This is a genomic window from Streptomyces sp. NPDC006134, from assembly GCF_040628835.1.
In the GTDB taxonomy this organism is placed as follows: domain Bacteria; phylum Actinomycetota; class Actinomycetes; order Streptomycetales; family Streptomycetaceae; genus Streptomyces.
In genome coordinates this window covers 44,158-59,675 of the sequence record NZ_JBEXTV010000005.1, presented here as the reverse complement: position 1 = coordinate 59,675, position 15,518 = coordinate 44,158, and the positions used below count along the sequence as shown (strand labels likewise).

The window sequence follows — 15,518 nt, the reverse complement described above, 5'->3', positions numbered from 1 at the left end:
GTAGAGAAGGGGACGAGAAGGCCGGGCACGGGGTGCGGACGCCGGACGTCCCGTTGTCGGTGGCGGCTGTTACGTTCGGCGGCATGACCGATCACGCCCTGCGGCTGCTGCGGAGCGACCGCCGTCTGGCCGGCCTGGCCGCGTTCCCGTTCAACTTCGACCTGGACCGCGCCGCGTGCGGGCACGTCGAGCCGGTCCGCCTCGCCTCCGGCGGTCCGCTGGAGGTGGTGGCGGGCGACGACACGGGCGGCACCTACTTCGTGTGCCCGGACGGCTCCGTGCTCTACGCCGACTCCGAGGGCTCGGCCGGGATCATCGGCTCCTCCGTGGACGAGGCGCTGGAGGTGCTGATCGGTCTGCCCGGCTGGCTGGACTGCGCGGATCTGTCCCCGGCGGACGGCGAGGAGGAGATCCTGGCACGGGTGGCGGAGGTCGAGGAGGACCTCCGCGAGCACTACGGCATCGACGACGAGCGGGCCGAGCTGCGCGCGGCGCTCGGCTTCCCGGAGCGCTCCCCGGTCGAGCTGGTGGGGATGCTGCACGCCGCGCTGCTGCGCACCGAACCGGACTTCCTGCTGCTCAACGCCGAGGAGGGGTGCGCCTACCGGCCGCTCACCGGATCCGGCGGACCGCCGCTGTGGGAACCGGTGCTCGCGCGGGGCCGCGCCGACCTCGCGCTGCTGCGCGCGGGCGACACCGAGGCGTGGGACGCGGTGGCCGCGGATCCCGTACGGCGCCGTCCGGTCCTGCGCGCCGCGCAGTTCGACCGCGCGGCGCAGGATCTGGAGCTGCTGCGCCACCTGCTGCGCCACGAGGCCCGGTCGTCGTCGACGGACGAACTGCGCCTCGCCGCCGTCCTGGTCGGCCTGCACGGGGACGCGGCGGACCTGCCGCTGCTGCACGAGGTCCGGGAGGCGGACCACGACACGCACTGCGGCCTCGGCGGGGTCCCCGGACCCGGTGCGGACGGGGCCGCGCTGCGGCGGTGGGCCGAGGAGCTGGACGCGTCGCTGTTCGGCACGGACCCGTCCGACGAGCCTCTGCTCACCTGGGTGGAACTGGCCCGGGCCCAGGGCATGCGGGAGCTCGCCCGCGCCGCCCTGATCCGCCGGCTGGACGAGATCGTCATGAACCAGGGCCTGCTGCGGCGCCCCGGAGCGCCGGCGGTCCTGGACACCTTCCCGCTGCACGCGCTCGCCCTCGCGTTCGAGGCACTGGGCGATCCGTTCCAGGCGTTGCGCGCCCAGCGCCTGTACGCCGCCCTCCAGGACGGGTCGCGGGAGCGAGCCTCGGCCCGCCTGGCGCAGGCCCGACTGGAGCGGGAGACCGGGCGGCTGACGGACGCCGCCCGCACCCTGGCCTCTCTGCGAGCCGTCCTGACGGCTCCCGGGGGCGGCGCCCCGGCGCCCTGGCGGGAGGCGGACCTCGGCCGACTCACCGCCGAGGAACACCACGCCCTCGCCCTCGCCCTGACCGACGCGGGCCTGGACGGAGAAGCGCGCGAGGTCTTCACCGCGGGTGAGGCGATACGCGGTGAGCTCGCGCGCGGCTCCGCCGCCGCCGTGCGGGAGCCCGCCGAGACGGCGGCCGAGCGGGCCGGACGCACCGGCTGAGCCGGGCGGGCGACGGCTACGTCCGGGGCGCGGCGCCGGTCCCCGCCCACGGCACCGTGGCCGCCGAGAACCCCGGCGGGGGGACGGCCGCGGGTCCTGTCGCGGCGACGGCCGCCAGACCTGCCGTGGTGAAAGCCGCAGGTCCTGTCGGGACGACACCCGCGGGCCCGGTCGTGGTGACGGCCGCGGGCCCGGTCGTGGTGACGGCCGCGGGCCCTGTCGTGGTGACGGCCGCGGCTTCCGGCACGGTGGCGGCCGCGGGCCTCGGGACCGGGACGGCGGGGGGCCTCGGGACCGGGACGGCGGGGGGCCTGTCCGGGAGGAAGCCGTGGGTGCGGCGGGCCAGGTACTCGGCCCGGTAACGGAGCACATTGCGGTGCCAGTTCAGGATGGCGGCCATGTAGTTCTGCAGGTCCGCCACATAGCCCCGCATGGCCTCACGCGCTTCCTGCGTCAGCTGGAAGTCGTCGTACAGCACGGGCAGCTCGTGTGCGGCGACATGCTCGAACTGCCGCATGCGCTGGGTCGTCAGGTCGTGGACGACGCCGAGCGCCGCCGGATAGTCGCAGCCGAAGAAGTTCTGCACGACGAGGATCGCGTTGTGGATCTCACCCTCGTACTCGATCTCCTTCTGGTACGAGAAGACGTCGTTGAGCAGGGAGGCGTAGTCGACGGCGGCGTTCTCCAGGGAGCGGACCGGGCCGCTGCGGTAGACCTCGGGCGGGACGTCGGGGCCGCGGCCCAGCCGGCACAGGTGCAGGGTGATGTCGGCGCCGAAGGTCTGGCGGCGCATCTCCAGGTAGTCGACCGGGTCCGGGACGCGGTTCTGGAGCTGGTTGGACAGCTCCCACACCCATGCCTCGGTCATCGTGTTGACGGCGTCCTTCAGGGTGCGCCGCTCCGGTGCCGTCATGTCCGCCGTGGTGCGCGCCCACAGGTCGGCCAGCCCGCGCTCCATGCCGTTGGCCGGCGCCGGCGGCGTCTCGCCGTCGAGCGGCATGCAGGCCGCGAGGCGGGCCGTGGTCAGCCGGGCGGCGGCCAGGTCGCGGCGGTGGCCGAAGACCAGCGGGTAGTAGTCGTCGCCGTACGTGCCCCAGGCGAGCCACTGCGCGCTCAGGTCGAGGGCCTCGGGTGTCGCGTCCGGATCGAGGCCCGCCGCGCACAGCGGGAGGTCCGCGGCGGCGAGCGTGTCCTCGTCCCAGACGCCCTCGCTGAGGAAGCCCATGCGCTGCGCCCAGCCGGTGAGGTGCCGCCGGGCGCCGTCGAGGTGGGGGCTGAGCTGGAGCGGGAAGGGCATGTACAGGTCGGGGATGCGGGACGGGCCGACCTTCCGGTACGGCACGTGCGTGTAGGCGCGCAGCCGCTCGGCACCGGACGCGGCGAGCAGGGCCCGTACGTCGACGGCAGAGGTGCCGGGACCGGTCGGCGGCTGCCAGGGGGTCCTGGCCCGCGCGTGCTCGTTCATGTACCGGCTGGAGCGCATGTGCCATTCGTGGCCGCCGGACTGCCAGTCCTGCAGGCCCTTCGCGTAGGCCGCCACCGCCGCGACCTCGGCCGGGGTGAGCCCCTCGTCCAGGGCCAGCGCGGGCACCTCGGTGAAGGCGGTGTGCTCGAACTGGTGCAGCCGGGAGGTGAGGACGTCGTTGACCATGTCGGCGGCCTGCTGGGTGGAGCAGCCGAAGAAGGTCTCCAGCACCAGCACGCCGTTGCTGAGCTCGCCCTCGTCCTCGACCTCGCGCTGGTAGGAGAAGAGGTCGTTGCGCAGGTGCACCGCGTCGGAGAACGTCTCCATCAGCACCCGCAGCGGCCGGGAACCGGCGACGGACTCGGGCACTTCGGCGGTCGCGTACTCCACGAGCCCGGCCGACCAGGGCGCGCCGCCCACCTTGCGGCGCATCTCGATGTACTCGACGGGGTTGGCGATCCGCCCCTCGTTGATGTTGGACAGCTCCCACAGCGACTCGTTGAGGAGGTGCTCGGTGGCGGTCGCGAAGCGGCGGCGCCAGCCGGCCGACATCGACGGCACCGTACGGGCCCACAGGTCGGCGAGGCCCGCCTCGACCGGGTTCTCCGGCTCGGGCACGCGGGCGGCGGGGTCCAGCGGCATGAACAGCGGCAGCCGTTCCAGGTGGTCCCGGCCGCCGACGCGGTCCTGGGTGCGCTTGAACTTCTCCAGGAAGTGGTCGTCGAAGAAGAACACCCACACGTACCAGTCGGTGATGAGGGAGAGGGCGGGGCCGTCGCAGTCGGGGTGGGTGTAGGCGCACAGCAGGCCGTAGTCGTGGGCGTCGAGATCGGCCTGCTCCCAGACTCCGGAGCCCTCCAGCATGCCCATCTCGCGTGCCCACGCCGTGGAATGGGCCCGGGCCTCCTCGACATGCGGGTTCAGCCGCGCGGGATGCGGCAGGTAGAAGTGCGGGAGTTCGAAGGGCTGCTGCGTCATGCGCGGGCCCTACCCACGGCCCTTCGGCTCCATCCGGAGCGCGGGACATGATCACACCATCGCGTGAACACCGCGCGAACGGCCCACGCGGCAGGCCGGAGAGAGGTCAGGTCCTGACCTGGATCAGCGCGTGTGTACCGCTCGTCCGCCACCGCCGGTCCCCGGCGGCGCCGGTCAGCGCGGCCTCCGTACCGGCGTCCAGGCCGGTGATCACGTCGGACTTCAGGGTGCGCAGCGCGGCGACCGGCCCCGGGAAGTGGGCGGTGACCTCGGTGAACGGCGTGGTCGGCGGCCACCACCGGTCGCCCACCAGGCGGCGGTAGTTCAGATCGCCCTTGAGGACGGTGACCGTGGCGGCGGCGAACTCCGCGCGCAGGTCGCCGGACATGTCCGCGTACGGCAGCGGCGCGCAGGAGAAGGGGTGGGCGCGGACGGTGAGGCGGCCCTCGGCCAGCGCGGTCCACAGCCGGCGGCCGTACGCGGCGGCCGTCCCGCCGGCACCGGTCAGCCGGCGCAGCGCGTCGACCACGTCGGCGGTCGTCGCGTCGGAGACGTAGTACGGGTACGGCTTGACGTGCAGGACGGCCCGTTCGGCGTGCCCGTGCGCGAGGAGGTGGGCGATGAGCAGCAGGTCGGGGACGAGTTCGCGGCCGGCGTTGTCGGCGACCAGGCACAGGGTGCCGCCTTTCCCGGCCGGCAGGAGAGACCACAGGGCCTCGCTGTCGTCGGCGACCAGGCCGGGGACGGCGGCCCGGGAGCCGGAACCGGAACCGGTGGCGGTGGCGGTGGCGGAGGCGGAGGCGGAGGCGGAGGCGGAGAGACGGAACCCGAGGTCGGCGCGGTTGCCCCAGAGGGAGCCGTGGAGCAGGGCCCGGGCCTGTTCGCCGGCGGGCAGACCGGCGAGGCCGTCGAGCGCGGCGAGTTCCTCGTCCGTCTCCGGGGCGTCCAGTTCGGCCAGTTTGGCCGGGCGGAAGGGGTCGATGCCCTGCCAGGCGCCGGGGCCGAAGTAGCCGACGGCGTGGAGGAGGCGGCGGTAGAAGTAGCTCTCGGACCACAGCCAGGGCGCGTCGAACCAGGAGCGCCCGGCGTACGTGCCCATCCCCCAGTCCGTCCAGCGGCCCCGGTCCGGGGCGTCGGCGGGCAGGGGCTCGATCCCGCCCTCGGTGCAGCTCTCCAGCAGCGCGTCGAGCGCGCGGTGCTGGGCGGGTTCGTAGGGGAACGCCTCCCGGACCTGCCGGATGATGGCGGGATGCCGCTCGGCCAGCACTCCGTGAGGGAAGGAGCCGGGCTCGTCCCCGACGATGACGGGCACGGGCACGGGAGGTGTGTCGGGCATGCGCCTCACCGTACCGGGCGGGCCGGGCGTCGCCGTCCTTCCTCTTCCGGAGCCGGAGGCCGTGTCCCGGGGCCCGGGTGCCGGTGCCCCGGGACGCGGCCGGAGGTCCGCGTCAGTTGACGAAGACCGGTCCGCCCGCGGCGGTCACCGGGGCGTAGGTGGCGGTGAAGTAGCCGTTGGCGAAGCAGAGCGCCGAACCGGAGACCTTGGTGAACTGCTGGTTGGTGAAGGTGATCCCGTTGATGGCGTTGTTCGCGGTGCCGGACAGGCTCGGCGCCTGGTAGACGCAGCTGACGTTGCCCAGCAGGGTGCGCAGCGAGACCGTGGCGCGGATGGTGGTTCCGCTCGGCGGGGTCACCGTGACGGCGCCGGCGGAGGTCACGGTGGCGTTGTACGGCAGGCCGCCGAGGCTGATGCCGTTCACACCGAGCACACCGGTGACGTTGCTGGTGCAGGTGGCGCCGTCGAAGGTGTGCGAGGTGAGCGACTCGGTGGCCGTGCCGGGGGCTGCCGGGTTGCCGGTGACGGTGGCGGTGAACCCGGAACGGGTGCAGGACACCCCGGTGGTGCCGGTCGCGCTGGAGTAGAACGTGGCGGCGGTGCCGCTCGCCAGCGAGGCGGTGAGGGTGCCGCCGACGGGGACCGCCGTGCCGCCGGGGCCGCCCGTGGTGAGGACGGCGTTGTCGGCCGCGGAGGCCGCGGTGGCGGCGGTGGCGGGGACGGCCGCGGGGAGCGACAGCGCCGTGACGACGGCGGCGAGGGTGAGGAAGGTGCGGGTGCGCGTGCGCATGCGGATACCTCTTCTCCGGAGTGGGGGTCGATGAGGTGGAGCACAACGGGTTGCGCGCGTGGGACCGGCGCGTGGGGGGTGGGGAAGCGCCGTGGTGCGGTGCGTCCCGGCCGTCGGGCGCGCCGGGACGCGGGGTACCGCCCGGGCGCCGTTGCCGGACCATGACGCCTTCTCCGTACGTGACGGGCGGCGACGGCGGGCCGGAAACCGGCCGGAGAGGCGGTGACCTTCCCGCGCGGGGCGAGCGGTGCGCGTGCCCGGTGTGGAACCGGGCGGTGCGCGTGCCCGGTACTGGACCGGGCGGTGCGCGTGCCCGGTGTGGAACCGGGCGGTGCGCGTGCCCGGTACTGGACCGGGCGGTGCGCGTGCCCGGTACTGGACCGGGCGGTGCGCGTGCTCCGTGCGGGACGAGCGGTACGAACGCCCTGGGGCGTGCTCTGCGCATGCCCCAGGGCGGGGCGGCGTGCGAGCCGGGAACGCGGGCGGTGCCGCGGGACAAGGATCCGGCGCCACGGATCCGGAAACCAGGGCAGTTGTAGACCTGATCCGCCGTCAGAGTCAATAAGGAATACGGAAGTTGTGCGTTCACCGTCGAGAGGCACGACAGAACACCAGGCCGCGCACACCATCACCACTCTTTGCGCACAACTCGCTTGACCCGACCTGTAACCACCGGTAACTTTCCGGTGAGCTACTGGTGCGTAACGTGAAAGTCCTCACGACCGCCGGGAGTCGTGGGGGCGCGTCCGCCCCGTCCGCTGTCCGCGCCAGGACAACGTGCCACGCAAGCCTGACCCGCATCGCCTATGCCTCAGGGAGCAGACATGGCCTCGTCCTCGGACCTCACTCCACCCGCCGGCAACGCCCCCGACGGCCCGGCCGGCCCGGCCGTCCCCGCCAGACGCGGCCGGGTCAGACTGCGCCGGGCCGCGGTGATGGCCGTCCCGGCCGCGGCGGTCACCGCCGGACTGGCGATCCTCACCGCCCAGGGCGCCCTGGGCGTGCAGTTCGCGATCTCCGGCATGCCCTTCACCGTCACCGCCACGGAGCTCGACGGCAAGGGCTTCGCGCAGTTCGGCGGGCTGGACAACATGGCCGAGGGCAGCCCGAACGCCGGTGACACCGGAGGGCAGGTGCTGGTGGTCACCTCGGTGATCAAGGAAGCGACGCTCACCAAGCTGTGCCAGAGCGTCGACCTGGGCGGCACCAACCTGCTCATCACCGCGGGCGGCGGTGACAGGAAGGTGTCCGCGGTCGACCTGACCACCGACTCGACGGAGCTTTCGGGCGACGCGGCCTTCGACAACATCGAGATCGGCAACGACGCCAGCACGCTGGACAAGGCCGGCCCCAAGGGCCGCGGGCCGATCGGCGTCTTCAGCCAGCAGGCCGACACCGTGCGCATCGAGAAGCTGCGGCAGACCAACTACGCCACCACGGCCGGGGTGTTCAAGCTGCCGGGGCTGAAGATGCGCTTCAGCGACTCGGGGTGCTGATGGCCGACGAGCCGCGTACGGGCTTGTGGTCCGCCTTCCGCCGGTGGCGGGACCGCCGGCCGTTCTGGGGTGGGCTGCTGCTCACCCTGGGCGGGGCGGAGGTCCTGCTCACCATGAAGGCGTCGCTGAAGGTGGTCCTGCACGTCGGGGTGCAGGGCGTGGCCGGCTATCTGCTGCCGGCGCTGATGGTGCTGTGCGGTCTGCTGGCCCTCTTCGCTCCCGCGCAGCGCCTCTTCTATTCGATCACCGGCGTGCTGGTCTCCCTGGGCACCTGGCTCACCTCGAACCTCGGGGGGTTCCTCGTCGGACTCCTCCTCGGGTGCGTCGGCAGCTGCCTGGTCTTCGGGTGGCTGCCGGACCAGGAGCCGCGCCGCGGGCGCCGGCGCCGCCGGAAGGAGGCCGCGGCGGACCCGTCCGCGGTGGCCTCACCGCTGGGACGGCAGGCCGACGGCACCGTGTGAATCCGCTGCGCCCGCCCGGACCGGGGCCGGACGGGCGCAGCGAACACAGGCGGCCCGGACGCGGACGGACACAAGACGCCCGGACGCGGGCGGACGGACACAAGCGGCCCCGGAGACCGGCAGTCCGGAGACCGGCAGTCCGGAGACCGGCGCCCCGAAGACCGGCCGGCGTCGAAGACCGCCCCCCGGCGTCAGACGAGCCCCTCCGACCTCAGCCACTCCTTGGCCACGTCCAGCGGGTCCTTCTTCTCCAGCTGGACCCGGGCGTCCAGCTCCCGCAGTGTGGCCGTGTCCAGCCCGGCGGAGACGGCGTCGAGGGCCTCCACGCCTTCCTGCGGCAGGTCGCCCTCGCGGACCAGCGGCTGCACGTTCTGGAAGCCGAAGAGGTTCTCCGGGTCCTTCAGGACGACGAACTTCTCCTTGGCGATGGCCGGGTCCGTGGTGAAGACGTCCGCCACCTGCACGGTGTTTTTCTTCAGCGCCGCCAAGGTCAGCGGGCCGCCCGCGTCCAGCGCCTTGAACGACGCGAACTCGACGCCGTACACCGACTTCAGGCCCTCCAGGCCCTGGTGCCGGGTCTGGAACTCCGGGGAACCGCCGATGGCCAGGTCCCCGGCGATGTCCTTCAGGTCGCCGATGGAGGACTCGGCGGTGAGCCCGTGCTTCTCGGCGGTGGCCGCGTTGACGGTGACGGAGTCCTTGTTCTGCGCGGGCGACGGCTCCAGCAGCGTCAGCTTCGGGTCCAGCTCGCCCTCGATGGCCTCGGTGGTCTCCTCCACCGTCTTCGGCGTGGTCTTCACGCCGAGGTAGGCCAGCAGCGCCCCGTTGTACTCCGGCAGGACGGTGACGGAACCGTTCTTCATCAGCCCGTACGTCGTCTCGCGGCTGCCGATGTTGTGCTTGTACTCGACCTTGATGCCCTTGGCCTTGAGGGCCTCGCCGTAGATGTCGGCGAGGAGGGTGGACTCGGCGAAGTTGTTGGAGCCGACGACGACGGTCCCGGCCTCCGCCTTCTCCCCGGCCAGCGGGTTGTCGGAGGTGCCGCCGGAGGAGGAACAGCCCGCGAGCAGCGCCGCCGCGGCAGTGAGCGCGACGGCCGCCGCGCCGGTGTGCCTGGTCCTGGACCTGCTGCTTCGTGCGGTAGAAGTCATCCGACGATCCAATCCAGCCGCCTGTCGGTCAGTCAAGAGCAGCCTGGTCACGGTTTCCTGGCGAGGCCGGCCGGGCGGGGCCGGGCGCGGGTCAGCGCCGGCGCACCCCCGGGGAGACCGCGAACCGTCCCGCCGCCCAGAACAGCGCGAGCGTGGCCAGCGCCAGCACCGCGACCAGGGTGGCGCCGCCGACCACCTTCTCGTAGTCCCGCTGGTAGAGGCCGTCGACGATGTACCGCCCGAGGCCGCCGAGGCTGACGTACGCGGCGATGGTGGCCGTGGAGACGATCTGGACGGCCGCCGAGCGCAGGCCGCCGAGGATCAGCGGCAGGGCGACCGGCAGTTCCACCTGGAGCAGGATGCGCGACTCGTGCATGCCCAGGCCCCGGGCGGCGTCCACCGGGGCGGGGTCGACGGAGCGCACCGCCTCGTAGGTGGTCACCAGGATCGGCGGAACGGCCAGGACGACCAGCGGGATCATCACGGGCGTCAGGCCGAACCCCATGAGGAGGACGGCCAGCACCAGCAGACCGAAGCTGGGCAGGGCGCGGGCGGCCGTGGCGAGGAAGGCCAGCGCGTTGCCGCCGCGCCCGGTGTGGCCGGTGACCAGGCCGACGGGCAGGCCGATCGCGGTGGCGAGGGCGAGGGCCAGCAGCGAGTACCGGACGTGTTCGAGCAGGCGCTGCGGGATGCCGTCGTAGCCCTGCCAGTGGGCGCTGTCGCCGAAGAAGGCGCCGACGAAGTTCAGGACGTTCACCGGGCGGCCTCCACCGGCTCGGGCCGGGGACGGGTGCGCGTGCCGCGCGGCATCCACGGCGTCAGCAGGACGCGCAGGCCGACCAGCGCGGCGTCGCACAGGATCGCCAGGACGGCCGTGGTGATCACGGAGGTGACCGCCAGTTCGGGCCGGTCGTACTTCTGCGCGGCGGCCAGCAGGTTGCCGAGGGCGCCCTGGTTGCCGATGAGGGCGCCGACGCTGACCAGCGAGATGCTGGAGACGGTGGCCACCCGCAGGCCGGCGAGGATCGCGGGCACGGCGATCGGCAACTGCACCTGCGCGTACCGGCGCAGGGGCCCGAGCCCCATCGCGGTGGCCGCGGCGAGGGTCTCCGGCGGTACCGAGCGCACGCCGTCGACGATGGCCGGAACCAGCACCACGAGGCTGTAGACGGCCAGCGGGATCATCACCGTCAGCTCGGTCTGGCCGGTGTAGTCGATGAGGACGACGAAGAAGGCGAGGGAGGGGATGGCGTACAGCACGGTCGTCACGCCGAGCACCGGCGGGTACAGCCAGCGGAAGCGCACGCAGAGCTGGGCCAGCGGCAGCGCCAGCACCAGCCCGGCCAGCACCGGCAGCAGGGCCTCGCGCAGATGCAGGCCGATCAGGCCGGGGTAGGTGTTCTGCAGGTCGCTGGGTATGTCGAAGTACCCGTTCACGGCGCGACCCCGGCCCGGTCCCCGGCGTCCGCGTCGGCGGCGTGCGCGGCGCGGATCGCCTCGCCGATGGTCTGCTGGGAGACGACGCCGGTCACCCGGCCGTCGGCGTCCACGGCGACGGCCCAGCCGGTGGGCGAGAGCACCGCCCCGTCCAGGGCGGCCCGCAGCGAGTCGGTGCCGGGCACGAACGGGCGCCCGTACGACAGCAGCCGGCCCGGATCGACGTCCCCGGCGGCCAGGTCCCGCGGCGTGCCCCAGCCGAGCGGCCGGCCGTCGGCGTCGGTCACCAGCAGGTAGGGCGCGTCGGCGGCGGCGAGGCGTTCGGCGCCGGCGTCGGCGCGGACGACCGGGCCGGTCGTCAGCTCCAGCCCCGCCGACGAGAAGAACGACAGCCGCCGCACGCCCCGGTCGGCGCCGAGGAAGTCCTCGACGAAGGCGTCGGCGGGGGCGGACAGCAGCTCGGCGGGCGGCGCGAACTGGGCGAGCCGGCCGCCGGTGCGCAGCACCGCGACCCGGGAGCCGAGCTTGATCGCCTCGTCGATGTCGTGGGTGACGAAGACGATGGTCTTGCCCAGTTCGTCCTGGATGCGCAGCAGTTCGTCCTGGAGGCCCTTGCGGACCACGGGGTCGACGGCCGAGAACGGCTCGTCCATGAGCAGCACCGGCGGGTCCGCGGCGAGCGCGCGGGCCACGCCGACGCGCTGCTGCTGGCCGCCGGAGAGCTGGTAGGGGTAGCGCTCGGCGAGGGAGGCGTCCAGCCCCACCCGCTCCATCAGCTCCGCCGCGCGGGCGCGGGCCTTCCGCTTGCCCCAGCCGAGCATGCGGGGCACGGTGGCGATGTTGTCGGCGATCGTCCGGTGCGGGAACAGCCCGGCGTTCTGGATGACGTACCCCATGGAGCGGCGCAGGGTGGTGACCGGCTGCTCCTGGATGTCCCGGCCGTCGAGGAGGATGGTGCCCTCGCTGGGCTCGACCATTCTGTTGATCATCCGCAGGGTCGTCGTCTTGCCGCAGCCCGACGGCCCGACGAGGACCGTGATCGAGCGGTCGGGTATCTCCAGCGACAGCCGGTCGACCGCCACCGTGCCGTCCGGATACCGCTTGGTGACTGATTCCATCCGTATCAAAACGCCCCGTACCCTTCGGGTGGCTCAGGGCCCGCGCTCCCGGCCGGCGTCGGCGGGCCGTTGGGGGGAGAGTGTAGACGCCGTGTCAGCTTCTTCCGGTCGTTCTCCCGTCCGCCGCGCCGGGCCGGCCGCCGGCCCCGCTCAGGCCCCCGGTTCCTCCGGTGTCCCCGGTCCCTCCGGTGCCGCCGGTGGCTCGGTGGGGGTCGGCGCGGGCGGGCGGAACAGGACGGCCCGGACCACGGGCGGGGCGAACAGGGCGGTGTCAGGCGCGGAGAGGGTCAGTACGGCGCGGAAGGCGCGCCCCACGACGGGGTCGCCGGGAGAGCGTTCCTGGACGCGCCGCAGGTACCAGCCGGCGACGCGGTCCGCGGGTCCGCCGGTGAGAGCGGTGCCGACCGCGCCCGGCATCTTGCGGTCCGCCCCGGCGGAGATGTCCCACGCCTGCCGGGACGCCGCGAGGAGCGCCCGCTGCACGCGGCGCGTCGTGGGGGTCCGGCGCGGATCGGCCAGTGCGTCGCGCAGGGCGACCGCGCTCATCGCGGCGACGGCCATGCCCTGCCCGTAGATCGGGTTGAAGGTGCACAGGGCGTCGCCGGTGGCGAGGAAACCGGCCGGGCTGCGGCCGGGCAGGTCGTAGCGGCGGCGGACGTTCGCGGTGCGCCGGTAGCCGAACGCCGGCGAGAGCGGTTCGGCCTCGTCCAGCCACCGGTGCAGGAGCGGATGCGGCAGCCTCTTGGCGTACGTCACGAACGCGTCGTCGTCCGTCGGCGGTTCGTCGCCGCGCAGCCCCGAGACGATGACCAGGTGGGTGCCGTCCTCCAGGGGCAGTGCACCGCCGCCGTGGACCTGGTCGGGGCAGGGGTACACGTAGTAGCCGAGGGTCTCGCCGTCGAGGACTCCCTTCCTGCCGCGGTAGACGCGGGAGGCGTAGGCGAGCCCGGTGTCGATGGTCTCCTCGCGCGGAGTCTCGGCGCCGATCGCCGCGAGCCACTGCGGGGCCTTGGTGCCGGCGCCGGTGGCGTCGACGACCAGGTCGGCCTCCAGCGGCCGGGGCTCCGCGCCCGCGTCCCCGGAACGGTCCCGCAGCAGCACGCCCCGCACGCGCGAGGCGTCGCCGAGGAGTCCGACGGCCTCGGCCCCCTCCGCCACGCCGACCACCGGGTTGGCGAGGACCCGCCGCCGCACCAGTTCCTCCAGCTGCGCGCGGGAGCCGGTGTAGAAGTGGGTCGTCGAGGGCACCCTGCGCAGCCAGCGGCCGTCCTGCCACAGCACCATGTCCGCCGGCATGCCCACCCGCGGCGCCCCCGCCGCCCGCAGCTCGGCCAGGAAGCCCGGCAGCAGCGACTCCAGGGCGGTCTGCCCGCCCTGGAGCAGGACATGCGGGTGCCGGCCCTGCGGCACGCCGGGCCGTGGCGCGGTGCCGTCCGGGAACCGGTCGCGCTCGACGACGGTCACCCGGTCGGCGTACCCGGCCAGGACGTGCGCCGCGAGGAGCCCGGCGAGGCTCCCGCCCACGACGACCGCGTGCCGCCCGCCCCGTCCGCCGCCCTCGGTCCGACGGCCCGTCTCTCCGGCAGTGTCCACCGATCCGCTCCCCTGGTCGCCACGTCGTGCGGAGGCACCAGTATCCCGCTCCGCGGGGCGGGAGGGCCGCGTTCCGGCTCTTTCGCGCGTCTCGGTACGTTCGTCTCGAATGCGTCCGTCTCGAATGCGTCCGTCTCGGATACGTCCGTCTCGGATACGTCCGTCTCGGATACGTCCGTCTCGAGTACGCCCGTTGTTCCTACGGGTGGGGCCGTCCCGGACCGCTCCCGGTCCCGGCCCCCCGCCGTCAGCCCTCGTCGGGCGTCAGCCGCAGCGCGATGCTGTTGATGCAGTACCGCTGGTCGGTCGGGGTCGGGTACCCCTCCCCCTCGAAGACGTGCCCGAGGTGCGAGCCGCACCGCGCGCACCGCACCTCGGTCCGCACCATCCCGTGCGACCGGTCCTCGACCAGCTCCACCGCGTCGGAGTCCTTCGGGTCGTAGAAGGACGGCCACCCGCAGTGGGAGGCGAACTTCGTCTCCGAGGTGAACAGCTCCGCGCCGCAGGCCCGGCAGGAGTAGACGCCCTTCGTCCGGGTGTCGGTGTACTCACCGGTGAAGGCGGGCTCCGTGGCCGCCTGGCGCAGGACGGCGTACTCGGCCGGAGACAGCTCCGCGCGCCACTGCTCGTCCGGCTTCTCCACGTCGTACGGCACAGTCCTTCAGCCCCTCACTTCGACAGACGGTCCAGGATGCGCGGGCCGAGGTCCGTGACGTCGCCCGCGCCCATGGTGAGAACGAGATCACCGGGCCTGGCCATTCCCGCGATCACCTCGGGGACCTCCGCCTTGTCGTGCAGCGGCGTGACGTCTGCGCCCGCCGACCGGGCCGCCTCGATGATCAGGTCGCTGGTGACGCCGGGGATCGGGTCCTCGCGGGCCGGGTAGATGTCGAGGACGACCGAGGCGTCCGCCAGGGCGAGCGCCTGGCCCATCTCCTTGCCGAGCTCCTGGGTGCGGGAGAACAGGTGCGGCTGGAAGACGACCAGGATGCGGGCGTCGCCGGCGGCGCCGCGCATCGCCTCCAGGTCCGCCGTCATCTCCGTCGGGTGGTGGGCGTAGGAGTCGATCACCTGGACGCCGGCCGCCTCGCCCTTGAGCTGGAGGCGCCGCTTGACGCCCGTGTAGGCGGCCAGCGCGCCGGCCAGCTCCGCGGCCGGGACGCCGAGGGCCGCGCCCGCGGCGAGGGCGGCCACCGCGTTGTGCGCGTAGTGGCGTCCGGGGACGGAGACGGCGAAGGTGAGCTCGGCGCCGTCCAGCACCACCGTCACCTCGCTCTTCAGCCCCTGCGGCACCACGGACAGGATCCGCACGTCGGCGTCCTCCGCCTCGCCGTACGTCACCGTCCGCACCGCGTTGCCCGATCCGGCCAGCCGCCGCGTCAGCTCGCGCGCGCCCTCGTGGTCCGCGGCGATCACCAGCGTGCCGCCGGGGACGATCTTCCCGGCGAACGTCTCGAAGGACTCGTAGATCTCGTCCATGGAGGCGTAGTTGGCGTGGTGGTCGAGCTCGACGTTCAGGACGATGGCGACCTCGGGGGCGTACTTGTGGAAGCTGCGGTCGCTCTCGTCCGCCTCGGCGACGAAGATCTCGCCCTCGCCGTGCAGCGCGTTGGAGCCGGGGGCGTCCAGGTCGCCGCCGATGGCGTACGAGGGGTTCAGGCCCAGCTCGGACAGGGCCACCGCCAGCATGGAGGTGGTGGTGGTCTTGCCGTGCGTGCCGGCCACCGCGATCGGGCGCAGGCCCGCCATCAGCGCGGCCAGCGCGTCGGAGCGGTGCACGACCGGGACGCCCAGCTCGGCGGCGCGCACCAGCTCGGGGTTGTCCGGCCGGATCGCCGAGGAGACGACCACGCAGCTCGCGTCGTCGGCGAGGTGCTCCGCCGCGTGCCCGATGTGCACGGTCGCACCCAGCGCACGCAGGGCCTCGGCGGTCGCGGAGTCCTTCGCGTCACTGCCGGCCACCCGGGCGCCGCGCTGCGCGAGGATCTTCGCGATGCCCGACATCCCGGCGCCGCCGATGCCGATGAAGTGCGGTCGGTCCATGGCGGTAGGAAGGCCGGGTGCCATGCGTGTTTCTCCC

The 15,518-nt window shown here is 73.6% G+C and carries 13 protein-coding genes; 3 read left to right on the top strand and 10 right to left on the bottom strand.

Going from position 1 to position 15,518, the window contains the following annotated elements:
* The first annotated feature begins 83 nt into the window (after positions 1–83).
* Positions 84–1,613 carry a hypothetical protein gene (locus ABZ340_RS04835; RefSeq protein ID WP_358780314.1) on the top strand — a complete coding sequence of 510 codons (1,530 nt, stop codon included), beginning with the start codon at positions 84–86 and terminating at the stop codon, positions 1,611–1,613.
* Between the two features lie 16 nt (positions 1,614–1,629).
* Here the strand turns inward: ABZ340_RS04835 and ABZ340_RS04830 are convergent, their stop codons facing one another.
* The 3 genes from ABZ340_RS04830 to ABZ340_RS04820 all read right to left on the bottom strand — a co-directional run bounded on the left by ABZ340_RS04830 (position 1,630) and on the right by ABZ340_RS04820 (position 6,182).
* Positions 1,630–4,056, bottom strand: a complete 2,427-nt coding sequence (locus ABZ340_RS04830) for a terpene synthase family protein (protein ID WP_358780313.1) — start codon at positions 4,054–4,056, stop codon at positions 1,630–1,632.
* 106 nt (positions 4,057–4,162) lie between these two features.
* Entirely contained in the window at positions 4,163–5,392 is a 1,230-nt protein-coding gene (locus ABZ340_RS04825; protein ID WP_358780312.1) for a damage-control phosphatase ARMT1 family protein, read from the bottom strand.
* 112 nt (positions 5,393–5,504) lie between these two features.
* Complete coding sequence (locus tag ABZ340_RS04820) at positions 5,505–6,182, bottom strand: Tat pathway signal sequence domain protein (RefSeq protein ID WP_358780311.1); 678 nt, start codon at positions 6,180–6,182, stop codon at positions 5,505–5,507.
* A gap of 824 nt (positions 6,183–7,006) precedes the next feature.
* On the opposite strand from ABZ340_RS04820, the gene ABZ340_RS04815 reads away from it, so the two are divergent.
* Complete coding sequence (locus ABZ340_RS04815; protein ID WP_358780310.1) at positions 7,007–7,678, top strand: DUF6230 family protein; 672 nt, start codon at positions 7,007–7,009, stop codon at positions 7,676–7,678.
* Positions 7,678–8,139, top strand: coding sequence for a DUF6114 domain-containing protein (locus tag ABZ340_RS04810; RefSeq protein WP_358780309.1), 462 nt, complete (start codon positions 7,678–7,680; stop codon positions 8,137–8,139). The genes ABZ340_RS04815 and ABZ340_RS04810 overlap by 1 nt, the downstream gene beginning before the upstream one ends.
* A 191-nt stretch (positions 8,140–8,330) precedes the next feature.
* Here ABZ340_RS04810 and ABZ340_RS04805 read toward each other — a convergent pair whose 3' ends face one another.
* From ABZ340_RS04805 to murC, 7 genes are all read right to left on the bottom strand, one after another.
* Positions 8,331–9,290: an ABC transporter substrate-binding protein gene (locus tag ABZ340_RS04805; RefSeq protein ID WP_358780308.1), complete on the bottom strand. Its 960-nt coding sequence runs from the start codon at positions 9,288–9,290 to the stop codon at positions 8,331–8,333.
* A gap of 91 nt (positions 9,291–9,381) precedes the next feature.
* A complete protein-coding gene (locus ABZ340_RS04800) occupies positions 9,382–10,047 on the bottom strand; it encodes an ABC transporter permease (protein ID WP_358780307.1) in 666 nt (221 codons plus the stop codon).
* A complete protein-coding gene (locus ABZ340_RS04795) occupies positions 10,044–10,727 on the bottom strand; it encodes an ABC transporter permease (protein ID WP_358780306.1) in 684 nt (227 codons plus the stop codon). Before ABZ340_RS04795 ends, ABZ340_RS04800 begins: the two co-directional genes overlap by 4 nt.
* Positions 10,724–11,854 carry an ABC transporter ATP-binding protein gene (locus ABZ340_RS04790; RefSeq protein ID WP_358780305.1) on the bottom strand — a complete coding sequence of 377 codons (1,131 nt, stop codon included), beginning with the start codon at positions 11,852–11,854 and terminating at the stop codon, positions 10,724–10,726. The genes ABZ340_RS04795 and ABZ340_RS04790 overlap by 4 nt, the downstream gene beginning before the upstream one ends.
* 141 nt (positions 11,855–11,995) lie before the next feature.
* Complete coding sequence (locus ABZ340_RS04785; protein ID WP_358780428.1) at positions 11,996–13,369, bottom strand: FAD-dependent monooxygenase; 1,374 nt, start codon at positions 13,367–13,369, stop codon at positions 11,996–11,998.
* A gap of 316 nt (positions 13,370–13,685) precedes the next feature.
* Positions 13,686–14,093: a peptide-methionine (R)-S-oxide reductase MsrB gene (msrB, locus tag ABZ340_RS04780; RefSeq protein ID WP_358780304.1), complete on the bottom strand. Its 408-nt coding sequence runs from the start codon at positions 14,091–14,093 to the stop codon at positions 13,686–13,688.
* A gap of 14 nt (positions 14,094–14,107) precedes the next feature.
* Positions 14,108–15,505 carry a UDP-N-acetylmuramate--L-alanine ligase gene (gene murC, locus ABZ340_RS04775; RefSeq protein WP_358780303.1) on the bottom strand — a complete coding sequence of 466 codons (1,398 nt, stop codon included), beginning with the start codon at positions 15,503–15,505 and terminating at the stop codon, positions 14,108–14,110.
* Between the last annotated feature and the right edge of the window lie 13 nt (positions 15,506–15,518).